The 20,484-nt window shown below is 66.0% G+C and carries 21 protein-coding genes and 1 tRNA gene; 13 read left to right on the forward strand and 9 right to left on the reverse strand.

Annotated features, from left to right (window positions below; translation table 11 throughout):
- Positions 1–236 precede the first annotated feature (236 nt).
- Together aroB and U1769_RS15990 are read right to left on the reverse strand one after the other, a co-directional pair.
- Positions 237–1,352, reverse strand: a complete 1,116-nt coding sequence (gene aroB / locus U1769_RS15985) for a 3-dehydroquinate synthase (RefSeq protein ID WP_332717948.1) — start codon at positions 1,350–1,352, stop codon at positions 237–239.
- Entirely contained in the window at positions 1,349–1,885 is a 537-nt protein-coding gene (locus U1769_RS15990) for a shikimate kinase (protein WP_443030374.1), read from the reverse strand. Before U1769_RS15990 ends, aroB begins: the two co-directional genes overlap by 4 nt.
- Before the next feature lie 101 nt (positions 1,886–1,986).
- Between U1769_RS15990 and U1769_RS15995 the strand changes: the two genes are divergently transcribed.
- From U1769_RS15995 to U1769_RS16010, 4 genes are read left to right on the forward strand one after another with little or no spacing between them, the layout of a single operon-like run.
- On the forward strand, positions 1,987–2,124 hold the full coding sequence (locus U1769_RS15995; RefSeq protein WP_332717952.1) for a hypothetical protein: 138 nt from the start codon (positions 1,987–1,989) through the stop codon (positions 2,122–2,124).
- Positions 2,105–3,898 (forward strand): hypothetical protein, encoded by a 1,794-nt coding sequence (locus U1769_RS16000; protein WP_332717954.1) that lies wholly within the window; start codon positions 2,105–2,107, stop codon positions 3,896–3,898. The genes U1769_RS15995 and U1769_RS16000 overlap by 20 nt, the downstream gene beginning before the upstream one ends.
- Positions 3,899–3,951: 53 nt before the next feature.
- Complete coding sequence (locus tag U1769_RS16005) at positions 3,952–4,812, forward strand: tyrosine-type recombinase/integrase (protein WP_443030400.1); 861 nt, start codon at positions 3,952–3,954, stop codon at positions 4,810–4,812.
- A gap of 12 nt (positions 4,813–4,824) precedes the next feature.
- Positions 4,825–5,772 carry an acetyl-CoA carboxylase carboxyltransferase subunit alpha gene (locus tag U1769_RS16010; RefSeq protein WP_332717958.1) on the forward strand — a complete coding sequence of 316 codons (948 nt, stop codon included), beginning with the start codon at positions 4,825–4,827 and terminating at the stop codon, positions 5,770–5,772.
- 167 nt (positions 5,773–5,939) lie between these two features.
- Here U1769_RS16010 and U1769_RS16015 read toward each other — a convergent pair whose 3' ends face one another.
- Together U1769_RS16015 and U1769_RS16020 are read right to left on the reverse strand one after the other, a co-directional pair.
- Positions 5,940–6,107: a Flp family type IVb pilin gene (locus U1769_RS16015; protein WP_242146058.1), complete on the reverse strand. Its 168-nt coding sequence runs from the start codon at positions 6,105–6,107 to the stop codon at positions 5,940–5,942.
- Positions 6,108–6,235: 128 nt separating this feature from the next.
- Positions 6,236–6,421, reverse strand: coding sequence for a Flp family type IVb pilin (locus U1769_RS16020; protein WP_332717962.1), 186 nt, complete (start codon positions 6,419–6,421; stop codon positions 6,236–6,238).
- A gap of 56 nt (positions 6,422–6,477) precedes the next feature.
- On the opposite strand from U1769_RS16020, the gene U1769_RS16025 reads away from it, so the two are divergent.
- The 4 genes from U1769_RS16025 to U1769_RS16040 all read left to right on the forward strand — a co-directional run bounded on the left by U1769_RS16025 (position 6,478) and on the right by U1769_RS16040 (position 9,837).
- Positions 6,478–6,906, forward strand: coding sequence for a (deoxy)nucleoside triphosphate pyrophosphohydrolase (locus U1769_RS16025; protein WP_332717964.1), 429 nt, complete (start codon positions 6,478–6,480; stop codon positions 6,904–6,906).
- A 64-nt stretch (positions 6,907–6,970) separates the two neighbouring features.
- Positions 6,971–8,137 carry an aspartyl/asparaginyl beta-hydroxylase domain-containing protein gene (locus tag U1769_RS16030; protein ID WP_332717966.1) on the forward strand — a complete coding sequence of 389 codons (1,167 nt, stop codon included), beginning with the start codon at positions 6,971–6,973 and terminating at the stop codon, positions 8,135–8,137.
- Between the two features lie 238 nt (positions 8,138–8,375).
- Positions 8,376–8,906 (forward strand): TetR/AcrR family transcriptional regulator, encoded by a 531-nt coding sequence (locus U1769_RS16035; protein WP_332717967.1) that lies wholly within the window; start codon positions 8,376–8,378, stop codon positions 8,904–8,906.
- A 112-nt stretch (positions 8,907–9,018) separates the two neighbouring features.
- Complete coding sequence (locus U1769_RS16040) at positions 9,019–9,837, forward strand: alpha/beta fold hydrolase (protein ID WP_332717969.1); 819 nt, start codon at positions 9,019–9,021, stop codon at positions 9,835–9,837.
- 215 nt (positions 9,838–10,052) lie between these two features.
- Here U1769_RS16040 and U1769_RS16045 read toward each other — a convergent pair whose 3' ends face one another.
- From U1769_RS16045 to U1769_RS16065, 5 genes are all read right to left on the reverse strand, one after another.
- On the reverse strand, positions 10,053–10,571 hold the full coding sequence (locus U1769_RS16045; RefSeq protein ID WP_332717971.1) for a tetratricopeptide repeat protein: 519 nt from the start codon (positions 10,569–10,571) through the stop codon (positions 10,053–10,055).
- Between the two features lie 403 nt (positions 10,572–10,974).
- Positions 10,975–12,408: an aldehyde dehydrogenase family protein gene (locus U1769_RS16050; RefSeq protein ID WP_332717973.1), complete on the reverse strand. Its 1,434-nt coding sequence runs from the start codon at positions 12,406–12,408 to the stop codon at positions 10,975–10,977.
- Positions 12,409–12,423: 15 nt separating this feature from the next.
- Positions 12,424–14,088, reverse strand: coding sequence for an acetolactate synthase large subunit (locus tag U1769_RS16055; protein ID WP_332717975.1), 1,665 nt, complete (start codon positions 14,086–14,088; stop codon positions 12,424–12,426).
- A 149-nt stretch (positions 14,089–14,237) separates the two neighbouring features.
- A tRNA-Cys gene (locus tag U1769_RS16060) sits at positions 14,238–14,311 on the reverse strand.
- A 70-nt stretch (positions 14,312–14,381) separates the two neighbouring features.
- The gene (locus U1769_RS16065) at positions 14,382–14,654 is read right to left on the reverse strand and encodes a hypothetical protein (protein ID WP_332717977.1); all 273 of its coding nucleotides are present in this window, start codon (positions 14,652–14,654) and stop codon (positions 14,382–14,384) included.
- 166 nt (positions 14,655–14,820) lie between these two features.
- Between U1769_RS16065 and U1769_RS16070 the strand changes: the two genes are divergently transcribed.
- From U1769_RS16070 to U1769_RS16090, 5 genes are all read left to right on the forward strand, one after another.
- Positions 14,821–15,489, forward strand: coding sequence for a protein-L-isoaspartate O-methyltransferase family protein (locus U1769_RS16070; protein WP_332718730.1), 669 nt, complete (start codon positions 14,821–14,823; stop codon positions 15,487–15,489).
- Positions 15,490–15,504: 15 nt separating this feature from the next.
- Positions 15,505–17,013 (forward strand): TolC family outer membrane protein, encoded by a 1,509-nt coding sequence (locus U1769_RS16075; RefSeq protein WP_332717979.1) that lies wholly within the window; start codon positions 15,505–15,507, stop codon positions 17,011–17,013.
- Positions 17,014–17,052: 39 nt separating this feature from the next.
- Positions 17,053–17,505, forward strand: a complete 453-nt coding sequence (locus U1769_RS16080) for a DUF2497 domain-containing protein (RefSeq protein WP_332717981.1) — start codon at positions 17,053–17,055, stop codon at positions 17,503–17,505.
- Positions 17,506–17,560: 55 nt separating this feature from the next.
- On the forward strand, positions 17,561–19,609 hold the full coding sequence (locus tag U1769_RS16085) for a S9 family peptidase (protein ID WP_332717983.1): 2,049 nt from the start codon (positions 17,561–17,563) through the stop codon (positions 19,607–19,609).
- Between the two features lie 194 nt (positions 19,610–19,803).
- A complete protein-coding gene (locus U1769_RS16090) occupies positions 19,804–20,475 on the forward strand; it encodes an ATPase (RefSeq protein WP_332717984.1) in 672 nt (223 codons plus the stop codon).
- Positions 20,476–20,484 lie beyond the last annotated feature (9 nt).

Below are 20,484 nucleotides of genomic sequence, written 5' to 3' on the forward strand. Positions count from 1 at the left end.
ATCCGTCTTTGACAGATGATTTCGCCGAGAGCGCTGAAGATAGTTAAGTATAGTGTCCCTGAAATTTGAAACCGATCAATAGACGCGCTCGACTCTTCTTCTCTTCGCTTCCCCGGCGAAGGCCGGGGTCCAGCTGGAAAGGTTGTAATAATTACGCGTAGCGCTTCGTCATGATCGTACCCCAACTGGACCCCGGCCTTCGCCGGGGAAGAGGATCCTGGACGATGTTGGCTGATTTAACGTTCGCCGCCCTGGCTGGTCGGGCCGTCGAGAAACGCCGCTACGTCAGCCAGCTCCACGGATTTGTCGAGAAAAGTCTGCCCGATGCCGCGCGCGAGGAGGAAGGGCAGGGTACCGGCGTCCATTTTCTTGTCGTGCAGCATGTGATCGACCAGCGTCACGCCGCCCGCCTCGATTCCTGCCGCGGCCACGCCGTCCGGCAGGCCGGCCGCGCGCAGATGCGCCGCGACCCGCTCGGCATCCTGGCCCGGCGCCAGTCCCTTCGCCGCCGAATAGCCGAACGCCAGCGCCATGCCCGCCGCGACGGCCTCGCCGTGGAGCAGCCGGTCCGAAAAGCCCGCCTCCGCTTCGAGCGCATGGCCGAACGTATGGCCCAGGTTGAGCAGCGCCCGAACCCCGGTCGTCTCGCGCTCGTCGGCGGCGACGATCCGCGCCTTGGCGCTGACCGAGTGCGCGATGGCATAGGCGCGGGCGTCGGGATCGCCCGCGAGCAGCGCGGCGGCATGCGCCTCGCACCATTCGAAAAAGGCGAAATCGTCGATCAGCCCGTATTTCACCACCTCGGCATAGCCGGCGCGCACCTCGCGCAGCGGCAGCGTGTCGAGCACCTGCGGATCTATCAGCACCAGCGCCGGCTGGTGGAACGCACCGATCAGATTCTTGCCGGCGCGGGTGTTGATCGCGGTCTTCCCGCCGACCGAGGAATCGACCTGCGCCAGCAGAGTCGTCGGAATCTGCACGAAGCCGCAGCCGCGCTTCAGGATCGCGGTCGCGAAGCCGACCAGATCGCCGATCACGCCGCCGCCCAGCGCGACGACATGGTCGCCGCGCTCGATTCCCAGATCGAGCAGCCGGTCGCTCAGCGTCTCCAGCGTGGCCCAGCTCTTGGATCCCTCGCCGGGTGCGAGCACGATCGCTTCGCTCGCGACGCCGGCCGCTGCCAGCGAGGCCTGCAGCGTGGCGAGGTGCGGCCGGACATTCTCGTCGGTCACGATCGCCATCGTCCGTCCCCGCGCCAGCGGCGCGAGCCGCTCGCCCGCGCTGGTCAGCAGCCCATCCTCGATCACCACCTCATAGCTGCGCGCGCCGAGGGAAACGGTGATGCTCGTCATGGGTGCAGGGCCTTCAGGATCGCGTTCACGGTGGTCTCGTGCGGCGCGTGGTGGCTGGGGATTCGGATCGGCGCCAGCGCGTAGAAGGGATTGCGGACCTTGGCCAGTTCGTCGAGCACGGCGCGGGGATCGCGGCCGCGCAGCAGCGGGCGGCTGTCGCGCCGCTTCACTCGCTCGGCCAGAACCGCCGGATTGGCGTCGAGCCAGATCGCCAGCGCCTGATCGAGGATCAGCGATCGGGTCTCGTCATTGACGAAGGCGCCGCCGCCGGTGGCGATCACCTTGGGCGTGCCGTCGATCAGCCGGGCGATCACGCGACGCTCGCCGTCGCGGAAATGCGCCTCCCCGAATCGCTCGAAGATGTCGTTTATCGACATGCCGGCGGCGGCCTCGATCTCCGAGTCGGCATCGACGAAGGGCAGCCGCATGCGGGCTGCAAGGCGGCGGCCGACGGTGGATTTTCCAGCACCCATCAGCCCGACGAGCACGATCGGCAGGCCGGTCCAGTCCGGAAGGGGAGGGGTGCTTTGCATCATGGAGGCGGGGGCTATACAGCGAGCCCGCGTCTCGGGCAAAAGGCGCGCGCAGCCATTTTTTTCACGCCCGTTTCCCGCTGTCTGTACAAGGTTCGCTCATGTCCCGTCCGCTAATCGCGCTCATCATCATCCTGGTCGTCGTGATCGGGGGCCTGTTCGTCCTGGCCGGGCGGTCGAACGAGAAGCCGCTTACCCGCGTCGAGAAGGTGGTACCGCTTGCGAATCTCTCGAACTAGCGTCGCGCTCGGCGCGATCGCCACAATATTGATCGGCGCGGGGCTTCCCGCGCTGGGCCAGGACAAGCCGGAATCGCTGCTGCCGCCCGGCTTCGGCGATCCCGTCGCGACGCCGACCGCCGCGCCGGCGCCGTCCCGACCGAGCACCCCGGTCCCCTCGGCCAGCCCGATCCCGGGCGGCGATCCCGGTGCCGTGCCCACGCCACTGCCATCGGCCTCCGCGACGCCTGAGGCGCCGGTCCCGCTCGATCCGGCCCAAATCGCCCGCTACGACATGCCCGATTATGCGCGTCGTTCGCTGGCGTCGGTCGGGCCGGTCGGCCCGGACGGCGGCGGGCTCACCCCGCGCGCGTTCGGCACGGCCGAAGGGCCCTATCTCGAATCGCTGATGCGCCGTCTCGACGTGCCGATCGCGTCGCGCTGGCTGTCGATCGCCCTGCGGCGTGCGCTGGTCTCGCGGCTCGATACTCCGCGCGGCGTGAACGGTGCCGATTTCGCCGCCGAGCGCGCCTGGCTGCTGTTGCGCATGGGCGAATCGATCTCGGCGCGCGGCGTCGTGCAGAGCGTCGACGGCATCGATTACACGCCAAAGCTCTACGAGATGGCGATGCAGACGGCGCTGGCCACCGGCGATCCGGCCGGCCTGTGCCCGGTCGCGGAAGGCGGCGCGACGCTCCGGCGGGAGCGCGCCTGGGTGCTCGCCCAGGCGATGTGCGCCGGCCTCTCCGGCGAGCCGCGCAAGGCGCAGGCCCTGATCACCGCGGCCCGCAACGGCGGCCTCGCCAAAGGGATCGATCTGCTGCTCGCGCAGAAGGTCACCGGCAGCGGGGCAAGCGGCCAGCAGGCGGTGACGATCGAATGGGACAGTGTCGATCGCCTGACCGCGTGGCGCTACGGACTCGCCACCGCGACCGGCGTCGAAATTCCAGCCACGCTGCTCGCGACGATTTCGCCGCACGTCCAGGGCTGGCGCGCGCTGTCGCCGGCGCTGACGGCGCGCCAGCGCGCCGGCGCGGCCGAACAGGCCGCCGTGCGCGGGGTGTTCTCCGGCGCGGCGCTGGTCGATCTTTACGGCGCGATCGATGCCGAGGATGATTCGTCCGCTGCCGAAACCGGCGTCGCCCGCGATCTGCGCAGCGCCTATACGGCCGGCGATTTCCCGGGCCGGCTCGCCGCGCTGAAGGGCCTGTGGGACGGTGTCCAGACCCCTGACGCGCGCTTCGCCCGGCTGATCCTGACCGCCCGCGCCGCCGCGCGCATTCCCGCGGGGACCGAGGGCGCCGATCCCGACCGGCTGGTCGCGGCGATGCTGACCGCGGGGATCGATCGCGGCGCGATGCGCTGGCGCTCGAGCGTTCCGGTCGGCGGAGACGCCTGGGCGATGCTCGCGCTCGCCAATCCCGATCCGGCGAGGTCCTCCTGGTCCGAGATCGGCCGGTACAAGAGCGCGAACGATGCGAACGGCCTGAAGCAGCGCCTGTTCTTCGCCGGCATGGCGGGCCTCGGCCGGCTTCCGGTGGACGATATCGAGCGCGGGGCAAGATCGCTCGATATCGCGATCGGCAGCGAGAATGCGTGGACGCGGGCGATCGCCGGCGCGGCGCAGCGGCGGGAGCCCGGCACGGTGCTGCTGCTCGCCGCCATCGGCATGCAGACGCCGCAGTGGCGCGGGGTGCCGCCCGAAGCGCTGTTCCACATCGTCACGGCGCTGCGCACGGTCGGGCTAGAGGCGGAGGCGCGGATGATCGCCGCCGAGGCCCTGGCGCGGCTTTGACCGGCGCGCCCGGCCCGGGCAAGGATCGCGCGCTGATCGAGCGCTTCCTGGAGATGATGGCGGCAGAGGCGGGTGCGGCGCCGAACACCCTCGCTGCCTATCGCAGCGATCTTTCGCTCGCCTCGGCTTTTCTGGACCATCGCCTCGTGGCGGCGTCGCGGGAGGATCTGGCGCGCCTGGGCGGGGAGTGGCTGGCGCTTTCCCGGTCGAGCGTAGCGAGGAAGTCCGCGGCGCTCCGCCGATTCTTCGCCTTCCTCGCCGATGAGGGGCACCGCACCGACGATCCCGGCGCCGCGCTGCCCCGGCCGGGGGCGCAGCGCCCCTTGCCCAAGGTGCTGAGCCATGACGATGTCGATCGCCTGTTCGCCGCGATCGCCGATCGGATCGCGCGCGTGCCGGCCGATCCCAACGATCTCAGGCTCTCGGCGCTGGTCGAATTGCTCTACGGTTCCGGCCTGCGCGCGACGGAGCTTGTCTCGCTCCCGCGCAACGCCATCGCACCCGACCGACCTTATCTGATCCTGCGCGGCAAGGGCGGGCGGGAACGGCTGGTGCCGATCTCGGATCGCGCGCGGGCGGCCGTGGCGGCGTGGCGCGCTCATGTCGCAAGCGATCGCATCTGGTTGTTTCCCTCGGGCAAGTCCTTCCTGTCGCGCGTGCGGCTGTATCAGCTGCTCAAGGGGCTGGCGGCCGAGGCCGGCATCCCGCCCGACCGGGTCAGCCCGCACGTGCTGCGCCACGCCTTTGCGACTCACCTGCTCGCCGGCGGCGCGGATCTGCGCGCGCTGCAGTCGATGCTCGGCCATGCCGATATCGCCACGACCGAGATTTATACGCATGTCGATGCCAGCCGGCTGGTCGAGCTGGTCAACACCTGCCATCCGCTCGTTGACGTAAAGAGGCGCGGGGCCTAACCGACGCGACCGATGGCAAGCTTCCTCGATTTCGAAAAACCGATCGCCGAGCTTCAGGGCCGGATCGATCAGCTCCGCGAGACCGCCGCCGATGGCGCGGTCGATATCGATTCGGAGGTCGGGCGGCTCCAGGCCAAGTCCGACAAGCTCCTGCGCGATACCTATGCGAAGCTGACGCCGTGGCAGAAGACTCAGGTCGCGCGCCACGGGGAGCGGCCGCATTTCGGCGATTACGTCGCCGGGCTGTTCGACGAATTCATGCCGCTCGCCGGCGACCGTGCGTTCGGGGACGATCAGGCGATTCTCGGCGGCTTCGCGCGCTTTCGCGGGCGCAAGGTGATGGTGATCGGCCATGAAAAGGGCGACGATACCGCCAGCCGGCTCCGTCACAATTTCGGCATGGGCAAGCCGGAGGGCTATCGCAAGGCGATTCGCCTGATGCAGCTGGCCGACCGGTTCGGCCTGCCGGTGCTGACCCTGGTCGACACGTCGGGCGCTTTCCCGGGCGTGCAGGCCGAGGAGCGTGGCCAGGCCGAGGCGATCGCCCGCTCGACCGAACAATGCCTCGCGCTGGGCGTGCCGCTGATTTCGGCCGTGGTCGGAGAGGGCGGTTCGGGCGGCGCGATTGCGCTCGCTGCGGGCAACCGGGTGCTGATGTTCGAACACGCGGTCTATTCGGTGATCTCGCCCGAGGGCTGCGCCTCGATCCTGTGGCGCACCGCCGACAAGGCAGCCGAGGCAGCCGAAGCGATGAAGGTGACCGCGCAGGACCTGAAGGAACTGGCCGTGATCGATACGATCGTGTCGGAGCCGCTGGGCGGCGCGCACCGCGATCCGGCGCTGGCCATCGCCAATCTGGGCGATGCTATCGACGGCGCACTGGGTGAACTGGGCGACCAGAATGCTGACGAGCTGCGGCGTGGGCGCCGCGCGAAATTCCTGGCGATCGGCCGGCTGTAATCGGCGGCTGGCGCAGGGATGCGCCGTTGGCTCGACATCTGATCATTCTTTCACGCGGGACGGATGCGTCTTCCAGATGCAACTGCCCAACCGCTTTTCCGATACGAACACGAAAAAGGGCGGCGGAACCGAAGTTCCGCCGCCCCCATTTCGTCGATAGTGAAAGCTTACGAAGCCTTCATGTTCGAAGAGACGTTACCGAAGGTGGTCTTGAGCTGGTTGCCCAGGCCCTGCATCGCGGCAATGGCGGCGACGGCGATCAGAGCGGCGATCAGGCCGTATTCGATTGCGGTGGCGCCCTTGCTGTTCTTGATGAACTTGCGGATGGTCTGCATGATTTCTGTCTCCAATGGTTCTAAAGCTTCAGTACCCGGCCGATCCGGTGTCCCGGATCAGCTCCATCAATTTAGGAGATCTAGGTTTAGAAAAAGTTTAAGCCGGAAAGATTTTTTCGAAAGGCCGTTCAATTGGCGGTGCGCGCCGTCTCGATCGTGGTGTGGACATTGCTCCACATGCCGGTCGTGGTATCTGCCAGAAGAATGAAGGACGCGATCATGGCGATGACGACGAGCGCCGCGATCAGGCCATATTCGATCGCTGTTCCGCCCTTGCGGTCCCGCGCCAGTCTTCGGATCTTCTTGATCGGCATGAAGCGTCGTCCTGACCGGGATATTTCACGGAAATCTAGTCTTTGTGAGTTAATGAATGGCGAATAGCCCGGAACATCCTGCGATCACTGTCCTTTTCCCCGTGGTGGCGGTCGCGTTGATCGATCGCGAGGGGCGCGTCCTGGTGCAGCGGCGCCCTGCCGGAAAGATGCTGGCCGGCCTGTGGGAATTCCCCGGCGGCAAGATCGAGCCGGGCGAGACGCCGGAGGCAGCGCTGGTCCGCGAGCTGGCGGAGGAGCTCGGCATCGTGGTGGATCCCGCGCACCTCGCGCCGGCTGCCTTCGCCAGCGCGCCGCTGGCGGGGCGGCACCTGCTTCTCCTGCTCTACATCTGCCGCGAATGGGCCGGCACGCCGCGTCCGCTCGACGCAGAAGAGCTGCTGTGGTGCCGCCCGGCCGAGCTTCATGGCCTCGCCATGCCGCCGGCCGATCTGCCGCTGATTGCTCCGCTGGAGGCGCTGGTCTGAAACGGGGGTTGGTGGATCGTCCGGGCCGGTTTCGCGGATCGCTAAGCTCTGTCATAGTCGGCCCATGATGCGGGGGCAGATCGACGCGGAAGCGCTGGCGGGGGAGGGGATTGCGGCGCTACGCCGGGGTAATCCGGCGCAGGCGCGCCGGCATTTCGAGGCTCTGATAGAAGCTTCCGTGCCTGGTTTCCCGCCGCCCTGGTTCCTCCTGGCGCAAGCCTGTCATCAACTGGGCGACGATGCGGGCGAGGAGGCAGCCCTCGACCGGCATCTGGCGGTAGACACGCGTCATCTGGCGAGCCTGCTGATGCTCGGCGATCTGAAGGTCAGGACGGGTGATACCCGCGCAGCGTCGGCGTGTTACGCCACCGCACGCAATGTTGCGACGGCCCGGCCCGACCAGGTCAGAGGTCAGCTCCCGGCGATGCTCGATCGCGCCGCCGCCTGGCAGGCCGAGCAGGATCGCCTGTACGCCGCCCGGTTGCTCGACACCGTTGCTGGCCTGCCGGACGGGCCCGCCGGCGCGCGCGTGCGCCAGGCGATCGATCTCCTGCTCGGCCGGACCCAGCTCTATCTGCAGCAGCCATCGATGTTCTATTTCCCCGGCCTGCCGCAGCGCCAATATTACGAGCGGGATGAATTCGCCTGGCTGCCCGGACTCGAGGCTGCGGCGCCGGATATCCGCGCCGAGCTGCTGGCGCTGATGCGCGAGGACGCACCCAGTTTCATGCCCTATGTCGAGGCCGTGCCAGGCCGCCCGCGCCCGGCCAACCCGTTGCTCGACGATCGCAGCTGGAGCGCGTCCTACCTCTGGCGTGGCGGCGCCCTGGTGGAGGAGAACGCCACGCGCTGCCCGGCGACGGTCGCCGCGCTTGAGCAGGTGCCGATTCCGCGGATCGCCGGCCGATCGCCGATGGCGCTGTTTTCGATGTTGCGGCCCCACACCCGGATCCAGCCTCATCACGGGATGCTCAATACGCGGCTGATCTGCCACCTTCCGTTGCTGGTTCCGGGCGATTGCGCGCTCCGCGTCGGTAACGAGACGCGCGCCTGGCGCGAAGGCGAGGCGGTCATCTTCGACGATTCGATCGAGCATGAAGCCTGGAACGAGAGCGATTCGATTCGCGTCGTGCTCCTGTTCGAAATCTGGCGGCCCGAGCTTACGCTCGATGAGCGCGCGGCGCTGACCAGGATTCTCGAAACCGTCAGCGGCTATGAAGACGGAAATTAGGCGCGTGGACAAAACAGCCTTGAATCAACACAGTGAGACGGCGTCAACGGTCGTCGCGCAAGGCGTGTCGGTCTTATCCGGTAGTGTCAGCGGCTGAAAACATGGTTCATCCGGACAAACCGGTGGGCCCATCATAAAATGCTTGACGATAATAAGACGACCGGTCATATATTAATTCATGCCCAGACCAGCCAATCCTGAAACGCGATCGCGCCTCCTCGAGAAAGGGGGAGACCTTGTGAGCGCCCGGGGCTTCAACGCCACGGGCGTGCAGGAGATTACCGCGGCAGCCGGCGTGCCCAAGGGGTCGTTCTATAATTACTTTGACAGCAAGGAGGCCTTTGCCGTCGCGGTACTGACCGAATATTGGGACGCGGTCGTCGCTGAATTTGGGGCCATTTTGGATCAAGGCCGGACACCGGCCTTGTTGCGCATCGCGCGCTATTTCGCCGGGCTTGCCGAGTTTCACGAGCGCCGCCGTTATGCAGTCGGCTGCCTGATCGGGAACATGGCGCTCGAGGTCACGCCGACGAGCGAGGATGTGCGGATCAAGCTCGCCGCGATCTATCGCGAATGGTCGGCCGCGCTTGCCTCATGCTTGCGGGAAGCGCAGGAAAAGGGGGAATTGTCGGCCGGAAAGGATGCAGGGCAGCTTGCCGTCGCGCTGATCGACACGTTCGAAGGGGCGGTCATGCGGGCCAAGGTCGAACGTAGCCGGGCGCCCTTCGACAGCTTCGAGCGCGTTGTTTTGCCGTCCCTACTGGCGTAAACATTTGAACAATTAATAGACGACTGGTCACATTGATTTGCCGGATCATCGCTGGAACGCCGCGCCAGCGAGCGATGACCCTCATCCGCGGCATATTGTGAAGGACTGAACAATGCCTACGATCACGACTACGGATGGCGTAAACATCTTTTACAAGGATTGGGGATCGGGCCAGCCGATCGTTTTCAGCCACGGCTGGCCGCTGTCGGCCGACGACTGGGACGCCCAGATGACCTTCTTCCTTCGCCACGGCTATCGGGTGATCGCCCACGACCGGCGCGGCCACGGCCGGTCCGACCAGCCCGGCACCGGCAACGACATGGACACTTGGGTTGCCGACCTCGCGGCCCTGACCGAACACCTCGATCTGCGCGACGCGATCCATATCGGGCACTCAACAGGTGGCGGTGAGGTGGCTCGCTATGTCGCTCGCCACCAGGAGCGCGTCGCGAAGGCGGCGCTGGTCGCTTCCCTGACGCCGAACATGTACCGGAGCGACGATAATCCGTCCGGTCAACCGCCGGAGTGGTTCGAAACGATCCGGGCGGGCGTGCTGGGCAACCGGGCGGAGTTCTACCGTTTCGTCCCCGAGAATCCGTTCTACGGTTACAATTTGGACGGCGCCGAGCCCTCGGAGGCAATCATTGCGAACTGGTGGCGCCAGGGCATGGCCGGCGGTGCCCTCGCTCACCACGCGACTGTCGCCTCCTGGCTCGAAGATTATACCGAAGACCTCAAGAAGATCACCGTGCCGGTGCTGGTGATGCATGGCGAGGCTGATCAAGTCGTCCCGTTCGCCAGTTCCGTGCCGCGTGCGGTCGACCTGCTCAAGAACGGGTCGCTCAAGACCTATCCCGGTTACCCCCATGGCATGCTGACCACACATGCCGATGTCCTCAATGCCGACCTGCTCTCGTTCATCAGGTCTTGACGACATCTCTCTCCGGTCATCGCCTATGGTGAAGACCGGGAGTCGTAAACTGAGGAGGGTTCGGGTTTCGTCGTAGTAACGAAGGAACGAAAAGGAAGCTCAAACCCTCCTCGAAAATTCGTCGGCCAAGGCCCCTGGCAAAGCGGCGGCCTTGGAGGCGTTGCTCGACCATGACGGAGGCCACTCGCGCCTCGCTCTGTGCCGCCCAAGGGCGTCTAAGGGGCAACCGTGGCAGGTGGAATTTGTCCACGTCGCCTGAGCTCCGGACCGGCTGATCGACCCGGAAGCGCTACGCTCGCCGGGCTCGATTCATCCCCCAAAAAATGGCTCGCTATCCTGCGCGGTTGTCCCAGTTCGCAGAGAATGCGGCGGCTCGGGCAATGAAGAAACAGCGGCGGGGTCGACGTTGCCTGGCAAAAATCCCGCGATATTTGCGAGCCGACAATATCCATATCGCGGCTTTGCTTGCGGCTACGGCTCGCCGGCGCGTCAGCGCACCCCCAAGGCAGCCGCCGCGGCTTGCAGTCGCGCTGCCTCGCCCGGATTGGCCGCCCCGCCGCCTTCAGCGCCGCGCTCGCCTTTGCCGCCTCGCCGAGCGTCATGCGGCTGCGCGTCAGCATGATCCAGCCATCGACATTGCCGGGATTGGTCGCGAGCTTCGCGTCGAGGCTCGCGAACATCGTCTGCACCATCGCATCCTGTTGGTGTGGCGGCAGCGTCGCGGCAGCGCGCATCTCCCCGCGCTGGGGCCGGGGATGGCGCCGCCGGCGGTCGGCGCCAGCGGATGCTGGGCGGGCTGTTTCACCGCGGCGAGTTGAGCGGCGACGTCGATCCCGTTGATCTTGCCGAACTGCTTGATCGTGCGGCGCAGGTCCTGCTCCCACGGCGCCCCCGGCGGCGTGTCCTGCAGCAGCGCCAGCCAGTCGCCGATCGTCCCCAGGTCCGCCACGCCCATGCCGAGCGCACCGATCCGATGATATGGCCCCCGATCGCCATGCAGCGCTCAGTCCTTTTGGCCACCGGCGCTATGCGCTTCGGCAGCGTGTCGAAACGCATGCAACCCGTTCGACTATCTGCCCGAAACGGCCCTTGTCGAACAGGGGCAAACTTGGTTGCCGACAGGCCGGCGGCGGCGGCTCAGCGCCGGCGAATGACCAGATTGCGGATCTCGGTCATGTCCTCCATCGCGAAGCGGATGCCTTCGCGTCCGAGCCCGGAATCTTTCACGCCGCCATAAGGCATGTTGTCGACGCGGTAGCTCGGCACATCGTTGATGACGATGCCACCCACTTCGAGCCTGTCCCAGGCATCGAACATCTTGAACAGGTCGCGGGTGAAAATCCCCGCCTGGAGTCCGAACTTGCTGTCATTCACCTCGGCAAGAGCGGCGTCGAAGTCATTGAACTTGCTCAACAATGCGACAGGACCGAATGCCTCCTCGCGGTACACCGCGCTCGACCGGTCGACCTCCTCCAGCAAGGTCGCCTCGAGCATCGCGCCCTCGCGTTTGCCGCCACACAGCAGCCGCGCGCCACCCGCCACCGCTTGCTGGATCCACCCGTCGAGCCGCCGCGCCTCGCTCTCGGAGATCATCGGCCCGATAAAGGTCGCGCGGTCCTTGGGATCGCCCGCCACCAACGTCTTCGTCTTCGCGACCAGCATGTCGCGGAACCGGTCATAGACCGCTTCATGGATGATGATCCGCTGCACTCCGATGCAGCTCTGGCCGGACTGGTAGAAGGCGCCGAAGATCACCCGCTCCAGCGCATCGTCCAGATCGGCGTCATGATCGACGATCACCGCGGCATTGCCGCCGAGCTCGAGCACCACCTTCTTCTTGCCCGCTTTGGCCTTCAGGTCCCAGCCGACTCCGGGCGATCCGGTGAAGCTCAGCAGCTTCAGCCGTTCGTCCTCGGTGAACAGGTCGGCGCCCTCGCGGTGCGCTGGCAGGATGGAAAAGGCGCCCTCGGGCAGATTGGTTTCGGCCAGCACCTCGCCGATGATGATCGCGCCGAGCGGCGTGCGGCTTGCCGGCTTCATCACGAAGGGGCAGCCGACCGCGAGCGCGGGGGCGATCTTGTGCGCGGCCAGGTTGAGCGGGAAGTTGAAGGGGGAGATGAACGAGCAGGGACCGATCGGCACGCGTTTCCAGATGCCCTGATAGCCCTTCGCCCGCGCCGAGATATCGAGCGGCTGGACCTCGCCGGTCATGCGCACCGATTCCTCCGCGGCGATACGGAAAGTGTCGATCAGCCGGCCGACCTCGCCCTCGCTGTCCTTGATCGGCTTGCCAGCCTCGACGCACAGTGCATAGGCGAGCTCATCGAAGCGTTGTTTGAAGCGATCGACGCAGTGTTGCAGCACTGCCTGGCGCTCGTAGGAGGCCATCCGCGCCATCGGTTCAGCGGCGCGGACGGCACCGGCGATCCCCGCATCGATCGTCGCCGCGTCCGCCTGCGCAACCCGGAAGGCGAGCGCGCCGGTGAACTTGTCGGTGACTTCGAGATCGGTGTTAAGCTGCTCCGCCTTGTTGTTGAGATAGAGCGGATAAATGTCTTTCAGGGTGGGCATCCAAGGCTCCTAAAGTCATTCCCGAGGGCAGAGGGAAGGTCTGAGTGCAGCACTCAATTCCTTGATCTCGTGGTTCAATATCCGGTCGTTGTCGGCATAGTCGACCGGACAGTCGATCAGATGCACCCCCGGCAGGGCCAGCGTGTGGCGGAGCAGTTCCGGCAGATGCGCCGCGCTCTCCACCCGGTGGCCGGAGGCGCCATAGCTCTCGGCATATTTGACGAAATCGGGATTGCCATAGGTCAGGCCGAAATCGGCAAAGCCCATATTCGCCTGCTTCCAGCGGATCATGCCGTATGCGCCGTCGTTGAGGATCAGAACGGTCAGGTTCAGCTTCAGCCGGACCGCGGTCTCCATCTCCTGGCTGTTCATCATGAACCCGCCATCGCCGCAGATCGCCATCACCTTGCGGCCGGGATAGAGCATCGCCGACGCCATCGCGGAGGGCAGGCCCGCGCCCATCGAGGCCAGCGCATTGTCGAGCAGCACGGTGTTCTGCTTGCGCGCGGGATAGTTGCGGGCGAACCAGATCTTGTAGATGCCGTTATCGAGCGCGACGATCCCGTCGCTCGGCATTGCCGCGCGGACCTCGCGCACCAGGTTGGCCGGGAAGATCGGAAACCGCTGATCGCCGTCGAGCGATGCGGTATGCGCCACCTCGGCCCGGCGTGCGGCATGCATCATGTCGAACGACCAGGTCGGGGAGGGGACGATGTCCTGCTTCATCTGCCAGATCGCGTTGGCGATATCGCCCAGCACTTCGATCTGCGGGAAATAGACCGGGTCCACCTCGGCTGACCGGCTGGATACGTGGATCACCTCGGTGCCGCCCGCCTTCATGAAGAAGGGCGGTTTCTCGATGACGTCATGGCCCACATTGACGATCAGGTCGGCGGATTCGATCGCGCGGTGGACGAAGTCGCCCGACGACAGCGCCGCGCAGCCCAGGAATTTCGGATGGAGCTCGTCGATCACCCCCTTGCCGAGCTGAGTCGTGACGAAGGGAATGCCGGTCTTTTCGACGAACTGCAGCAGCATCCTGCCGGTGAGCTTGCGGTTCGCGCCCGCCCCGATCACCAGCACCGGCGATCGCGCCTGCTCCAGCCGCTTCACCGCGGCATGGACTGCCTTGGACTCGGCCGAAGGGCGGCGGGACAGGCTCGCCTTGATCGGCCGGCTCTCCGTCTGTTCCTCGGCCACGTCCTCGGGAAATTCGAGATGCGTGGCGCCCGGCTTTTCCTCCTCGGCCAGGCGAAATGCTTCGCGCACCCGGCTCGGGATATTGTCAGCGCTCGCCAGCTGGTGGGTATATTTGGTGATCGGTCCCATCATCGCGACGACGTCGAGGATCTGGAACCGGCCCTGCTTCGATTTCTTGATCGGTTTCTGCCCGGTCACCATCAGGATCGGCATGCCGCCGAGCGTCGCATAGGCGGCCGCGGTGACGAGGTTGGTAGCGCCGGGCCCCAGCGTGGCGAGGCACACGCCCGTCTTCCCGGTATGGCGGCCATAGGTAGCGGCCATGAAGCCAGCACCCTGCTCGTGGCGGGTCAGGATCAGCTTGATCGGGGAGCGCGAGAGGCTGTCGAGGAAATCGAGATTTTCCTCGCCGGGCACGCCGAACACATAGTCGACGCCCTCTTCCTCCAGGCATTTGATGAAGACGTCCGAGGCTTTCATCGATCGTTCCCCTTGCGTGGCCGGTGCATCGCCGAACACCGCGCACAAAGGCTATATCGCCTATGTCACGGCGCGCGACCATTTCCGCCTCGTAAAGTGGCGGGACCGGTGCGATCACGCACCGGTCGGCAGAATTTGCAGGAAAGAAGTGGAGGCCCGACCGGGAATCGAACCCGGGTGCAAGGATTTGCAGTCCTCTGCGTCACCACTCCGCCATCGGGCCAAGGCGGGCGCAGATGCGAGGTTTCGCCGGCGTTGTCAAACGCCGTTCTCGCTTCTTGCCGTTTCGCCGGTCAGTTGTCGGAATGCTCCTGTGGGAGAAGCCTGGCACCGCTCGCGCCGGCAAGCTGCCAGGTGAAATCGTCCTTGATCATCGCGCGCCCGCAACCGCGGCAGACGCTCACCCACCGGCCATCGACCATCCGCGAATGCCGTCCGGAGCGAGCATGGTTTCCCGTCGCGCAACGCAGCAGTTGCATCAAGTGCATCTCGAATGTCCCGTCCCGACTTTGCGGCCCCGTCTTGCTGCATAGCACAAACACATGATGATTAATTGGCGTTTTCATGAATTCGTCGCGAGAATCGGTTCTTTCGCCCTTTCGTAATACGGCGCGGTGCGCTGCGATAATATCGGTCCGGCTCCGCTTGGCGTGCGGGCCGGCGCGCGATACAAGCCCGCAGGGACAACAAGTGTATTGCATGACTAAAACAGTTGTGCGACAGGGTGATGCGATGGAGCAGACGGTTATGGATTCGGATCGCTTCGAGGCGATGCGCCACGCGATGGTGGCGAGCCAGCTGCGTACCAACGCGGTTAGCGACGCACGGGTCGTCGCGGCGATGGCGCGTGTCCCGCGCGAGGCGTTCCTTCCGGCCGAGGTGCGGGCGATCGCCTACCGTGATACCGCCGTGCCGCTCGGGCGCGAACGCTATCAGAATGTGCCGATCGCCACCGGGCGCCTTCTGACCGAGGCCTATCTGCTGCCCACCGATCGCGTGCTGCTGGTCGGAGCCGCGGGCGGCTATACCGCCGCCGTGCTTGCCGAACTGGTGGCGCAGGTCGTCGCCGTGGAAAGCGATCCCGGCCTTGCCGCCGACGCGCAAACCGCGCTCGGCGCCTATACGAATGTCACGCTCGTCGAAGGGGCGCTCGAAGCGGGCCATGCGGCCGGCGCGCCTTACGACGTGCTGGTGATCGACGGCGCAGTGGAGCAGGTGCCCGATGCGCTGGTCGCGCAGCTCGCCGCGGGCGGGCGCGTCGTCGCCGGCATTGCGGATCGCGGCATCACGCGGCTCTCGTCGGGCCGCAAGACGGCCGGGGGCTTCGGCCTGCTGGATTTTGCAGACATCGATTGCGTTTCGCTTCCGGGATTCGCCCGGGCCAAGACCTTCACCTTCTGAAAGATGCCGCGACCTATGCGACGGACCCATTTGCTTGCCGGTGTAGCGGTGTTGCTGACCACTACGGCACCAGTCGCGGCGGAGACGCTGCGCGGCGCACTGGTGAAGGCGTATAACACCAACCCGACACTGGCGGCCGAGCGGGCCAATGTCCGCGCCATTGACGAGAATGTGCCGATCGCCCGCTCGCAGGGGCTGCCGGGGGTCAATCTCACCAGCAGCTATACCGAGAACGCGCTCAATTCGGCTCCCAGCGTCAACTCCCCGGATCGCCAGCTCACCGGCGCGACCACCTTGTCGGTGCCTGTGTTCAACGGCGGCGCGGTGAAGAATTCGGTCCGGGCCGCCGAAACGCGGGTCGATGCCGGCCAGCTCGGCCTGCGCGGCACTGAGGCAAACCTGTTCACCAACGTCGTCGGCGCCTATATGGATGTCATTCGCGACGAGGCGATCGCTTCGCTGAACGAACAGAATGTGAAGGTGCTCGACGTCAACCTGCAGGCGTCGCGGGACCGGTTCCAGGTCGGCGATCTCACCCGCACCGACGTCGCCCAGTCCGATGCCCGCCTCGCTGTCGCGCGCAGCCAGCTGCAGACCGCCCAGGCACGTCTGATCTCGAGCCGCGAGAATTATATCCGCCTGGTCGGCACGCCGCCGGGCGAGCTCGAGGTGCCGCCCGAGCTGCCGAACCTGCCGGCCGATCCGAACGCCGCGGTCGGCGTCGCGCTCCGGAACAACCCGACTCTGCTCGCGGCGCAGAAATCGCGCGACGCCAGCGCGTACGATATCGATGTCGCGCGGGCCGGGCGTCTGCCGCGGGTCAGCGTCAATGTCGGCGGCAACTACAATAATTATCTCGATTCGCTCGGCACTTCGGTCGGCCTGCCCAATTCGTCGTCGGCCGGTACGGTCGGCGTCGGCCTGACCCTGCCGTTGTTCCAGGGCGGCCGCCCGGCCGCGCAGGTGCGCCAGGCGCAGGAGCGCCGGGCCCAGGCGAACGAACAGGTCATCGAGACCGAGCGCGGCGTGATCTCGCAGGCGCGCTCGGCGTATGCGGTGTGGCGTTCCTCGCTCGAGGTGATCGCCTCGTCCGAGGTGGCGGTGAACGCCAACAAGCTGTCGCTGGAGGGCGTGCGCGCCGAGAACAGCGTCGGCAACCGCACCATCCTCGATATCCTGAACGCCGAACAGGAACTGCTCAACTCGCAGGTCACATTGGTGACGGCGCGACGCGACGCCTATGTCGCCGGCTTCGCCCTGCTCGCGGCGATGGGCGAGGCGGAAGCGCGCGATCTCGGGCTCGATGGCGGGCCGCTCTACGATCCGGTCGCCAATTATCAGCGCGTGCGCCACAAGATCTGGGATTTCGGCTCCCAGCCCGATCCAGCCCTGGTCGGCACGAGCACCGCGGGCACGCCCGCCCAGGGCTCGGTGGTGACCCGGCCGCTCGATCCGATCCTCGATACGCCGGTGGACCGCGGAGTTGACACGGGGACCGCGAATCCCGCAGGTGGCGCGAAGTAAGGATCGCTGACGAGCGGTCCCGGTCACGGGGTTCGGTCGATGGGAGATATCAGCGCGGAGCCTTCGATGGAGGAAATCCTCTCATCGATCAAACGCATCATCGCGGATGAAGGCGAGCCCGCGACCGGCGCTCGCCCGCGCCGCGCCGCGCGGCCCCCCGCGGAGCCCGGGTCGTTCGGCCATGACGAGATCCTCGAACTTAGCGATCCCGTCCGGCGCGAGCCGGTGCCTGCTGCAACGCCAGCGGCGGGCGTGAAGCCGGCGGGCGCCGATCCCATATTGTCGTCGCGCGCCGCCGAGGCGAGCCGCGGCTCGCTCGACGCTCTGTCGCGCATGGTGGTGAGGCCGGAAGTGGCCGGCAGCGACACACTCGAGGCGCTGGTCCGCGAGATGCTGCGCCCGATGCTGCGGGAATGGCTCGACACCAATTTGCCGGCGATGGTCGAAACCCTGGTCTCGCGCGAGATCGCCCGGATCACCGGCGGTCGCTGATCCGGTTTGCCGCCGCCCGATTGCAGGCGGCGCAACCTTCTGCTCTATCGGCGGCATGAAAATGCTCCTTTCCGCGAGTATCCTCGGGCTCGCCGTCGCCGCGCCGGCCAATGCCCGCCAGCTCACCATCGACGACCTCACCATGCTCTCGCGCGTCGGCGCGCCGACCGTTTCGAAGGACGGCCACTGGCTCGTGTGGCAGCAGCGCGAGACCGATCTCGCGGCTGACCGCGGTCGTTTCGACCTTTGGCGGCTCGACCTGACCCGAAAAGGCGCCGCGCCCGAGCAGCTCGTCGCCGAGCCCGAGGTCAACGAAACCAGCCCGCAATTCTCGCCCGACGGCAGCACCATCTATTTCCAGTCCGACAAGGGCGGCGACGATGCGGTGTGGGCCGTGCCGGCATCGGGCGGCGCGCCCAGGCAGGTGACGAATTTCAAGGGCGGGTTCAGCGGCTTCAAGGTCGCGCCGACCAGCGACAAGCTGCTGGTCTGGGCCGATCGCCGCCCCGGCGCGCCGAGCCTCGAGCCGGCCATGGTCAAGAAGGATCCGAACGCGGGCGCAGGCCGCACCTATGACCAACTGTTCGTACGCCACTGGGATACATGGGCCGACGGCACGCGCTCGCAGCTCTTCGTGCTGCCGCTGACGGCCGAAGGGGCGACCGGCAATGGCGTTGCGATCGGCGGCGCGCTGGTCGGCGATTCGCCGTCAAAGCCGATGGGCGGTGGCGAGGAAGTCGACTGGTCGGCCGACGGCCGGACCGTCTTCTTCGCGCTGCGCGAGGCCGGCCGGATCGAGCCGACCTCGACCAATCTCGACATCTTTGCCGCTCCGGCGGATGGCTCGGCCGCGCCGACCAACCTGACGCCGGACAATGACGGGACCGACAACCTCCCGACCGCATCGACAGACGGGAAATGGCTCGCCTATTTCTCGATGAAACGGCCAGGCTATGAAGCCGACCGCCAGGTGTTGATGCTGCGCGACCTCGCGACCGGGCAAGTCCGCGCATTGACGGAAAGCTGGGATCGCTCGGTCGGGTCGATCGCATGGGCCGCCAATGGCAAGACCATCTACGTCACCGCCGACGATACGCAGGAAACTCCGGCTTTTTCGGTCGATGTCGCCAGCGGCAAGGTGACGCGGCTGACCCAGGAGGGGCATGTCTCCTCGATAAGCGTCACGCCCAAGGGTCTGGTGCTGGCGATGAACAGCCTGACCGCACCTGACGATTTCTATCTGCTCTCGGGCAAAAAGACCGCCCGGCTCACTGCGGTCAACGCCGCGAAGCTCGCCGGTATCGATCTGCCGACCGTCACCCGCTTCAGCTTCACCGGCGCCAACAACGACACCGTCTGGGGCTATGCGGTGAAGCCTGCCGGGCTCGCCGCCGATGCGAAGGTGCCCGTTGCGTTCATGGTACATGGCGGGCCGCAGGGATCGAGCAACAACAGCTGGTCCTATCGCTGGAATCCTGCGGTGTTCGCGGGTGCCGGCTATGGGCTGGTCGCGGTCGATTTCCACGGATCGACCGGATACGGCCAGGCCTTCACGGACGCGATCCGCAACAATTGGGGCGGCTGGCCGCTCGAGGATCTGCAAAAGGGCCTTGCCGCCGCGACCGCCAAATTCACCTGGCTCGACGGCGGCAATGCCTGCGCGCTGGGCGCATCCTATGGCGGGTATATGATGAACTGGATCGAGGGCCAGTGGCCCGATCGCTTCAAGTGCATCGTCCAGCATGACGGCGTGTTCGACGCCCGCGCCATGGCGTACGAGACCGAGGAATTGTGGTTCGACGAGTGGGAACATGGCGGGAAAACCTATTATGAGGACCCCGCCGCGTTCGAGAAATGGAACCCGGTAAACTTCGTCGACCGGTGGAAGACCCCAATGCTGGTGATCACCGGCGAGAAGGATTTCCGCATCCCCTATACCCAGGGTCTGGCCAGCTTCACCGCGCTTCAGCGGCGCGGCATCCCCTCGCGCCTGCTGGTCAACCCGAACGAGAACCACTGGGTGCTCAAGCCGAAGAACAGCCGCCAATGGTATCGCGAGGTGCTCGGCTGGATGGACAAGTGGACGGGCAAGAAACCCGAGTGAGGGGCTTTTCGCGGCAGCGCCGCGCGCCTAGATTGCTGTTGAGGAGTCCCCGATGACACAAGCCCGGAAAACCCGTCCAAGCGATCTTCCCACTAAGCGGGTGGTCGCGTCCGACGGCTCGGTCATTCAGATGAAGGTGGTCCAGGCGGAAAGCCCCACGTTGGGCGCTGATCTATTGGCGGCGTTCCGCTCCAATGTCCGGCGAATCAGGGAAGACCGGCGGGACCGTCAGCGTGCCGCTCAAAACCCCTCGTAAGCCCGACCGCCCGATACTTTGGATCGTCGCCGGCCCCAATGGCAGCGGCAAAAGTTCCTTCTACAATCGTACCGACATCGAAGGCTGGGGCGGCTCGGTCTGGATCATCAATCCGGACCTGCTGACCCAGCAGATCGTCGAGCAGGAAGCATTGCTTCTCGATCAGGCGAATCTGGCGGCGGTCCGGCGCATCCAGCAATGGCTCGAAGCGTCGATCGAAACCTATCAGACGATCGGCGTCGAGACGGTCCTGTCGTCGCCCAAATATCGTGATCTGGTGTTGAAAGCGCAGGCGCGGCGGTTCCGCGTCAAGATGATCTATGTGCTGCTTCGCTCCGCTGAACTTCAGATCGAACGTGTGAGGATCAGGGTCTCCGAAGGTGGCCATGACGTTCCCGTTGAAAAGATTGTCGATCGCCGCCGTAGGTCGTTCGTCGAACTGTCCTGGTTCATCCGGCACGTCGACGAGTGCTACGTCTTTGACAATTCGACGGGCGAGCCGGAATTGTTGGCCGCCTTGGCTGGCGGCGCGCTGGTGCGCATGGGAAATCTCCCTGCAGATCTCGAAGCGGCATTGAATGAATCCGATCCGATCAATTTGGGAAGCTGATAGGGTTTG

Origin of the sequence: Parasphingomonas zepuensis, assembly GCF_036663735.1 — a bacterium.
In the GTDB taxonomy this organism is placed as follows: Bacteria; Pseudomonadota; Alphaproteobacteria; order Sphingomonadales; family Sphingomonadaceae; genus Sphingomonas.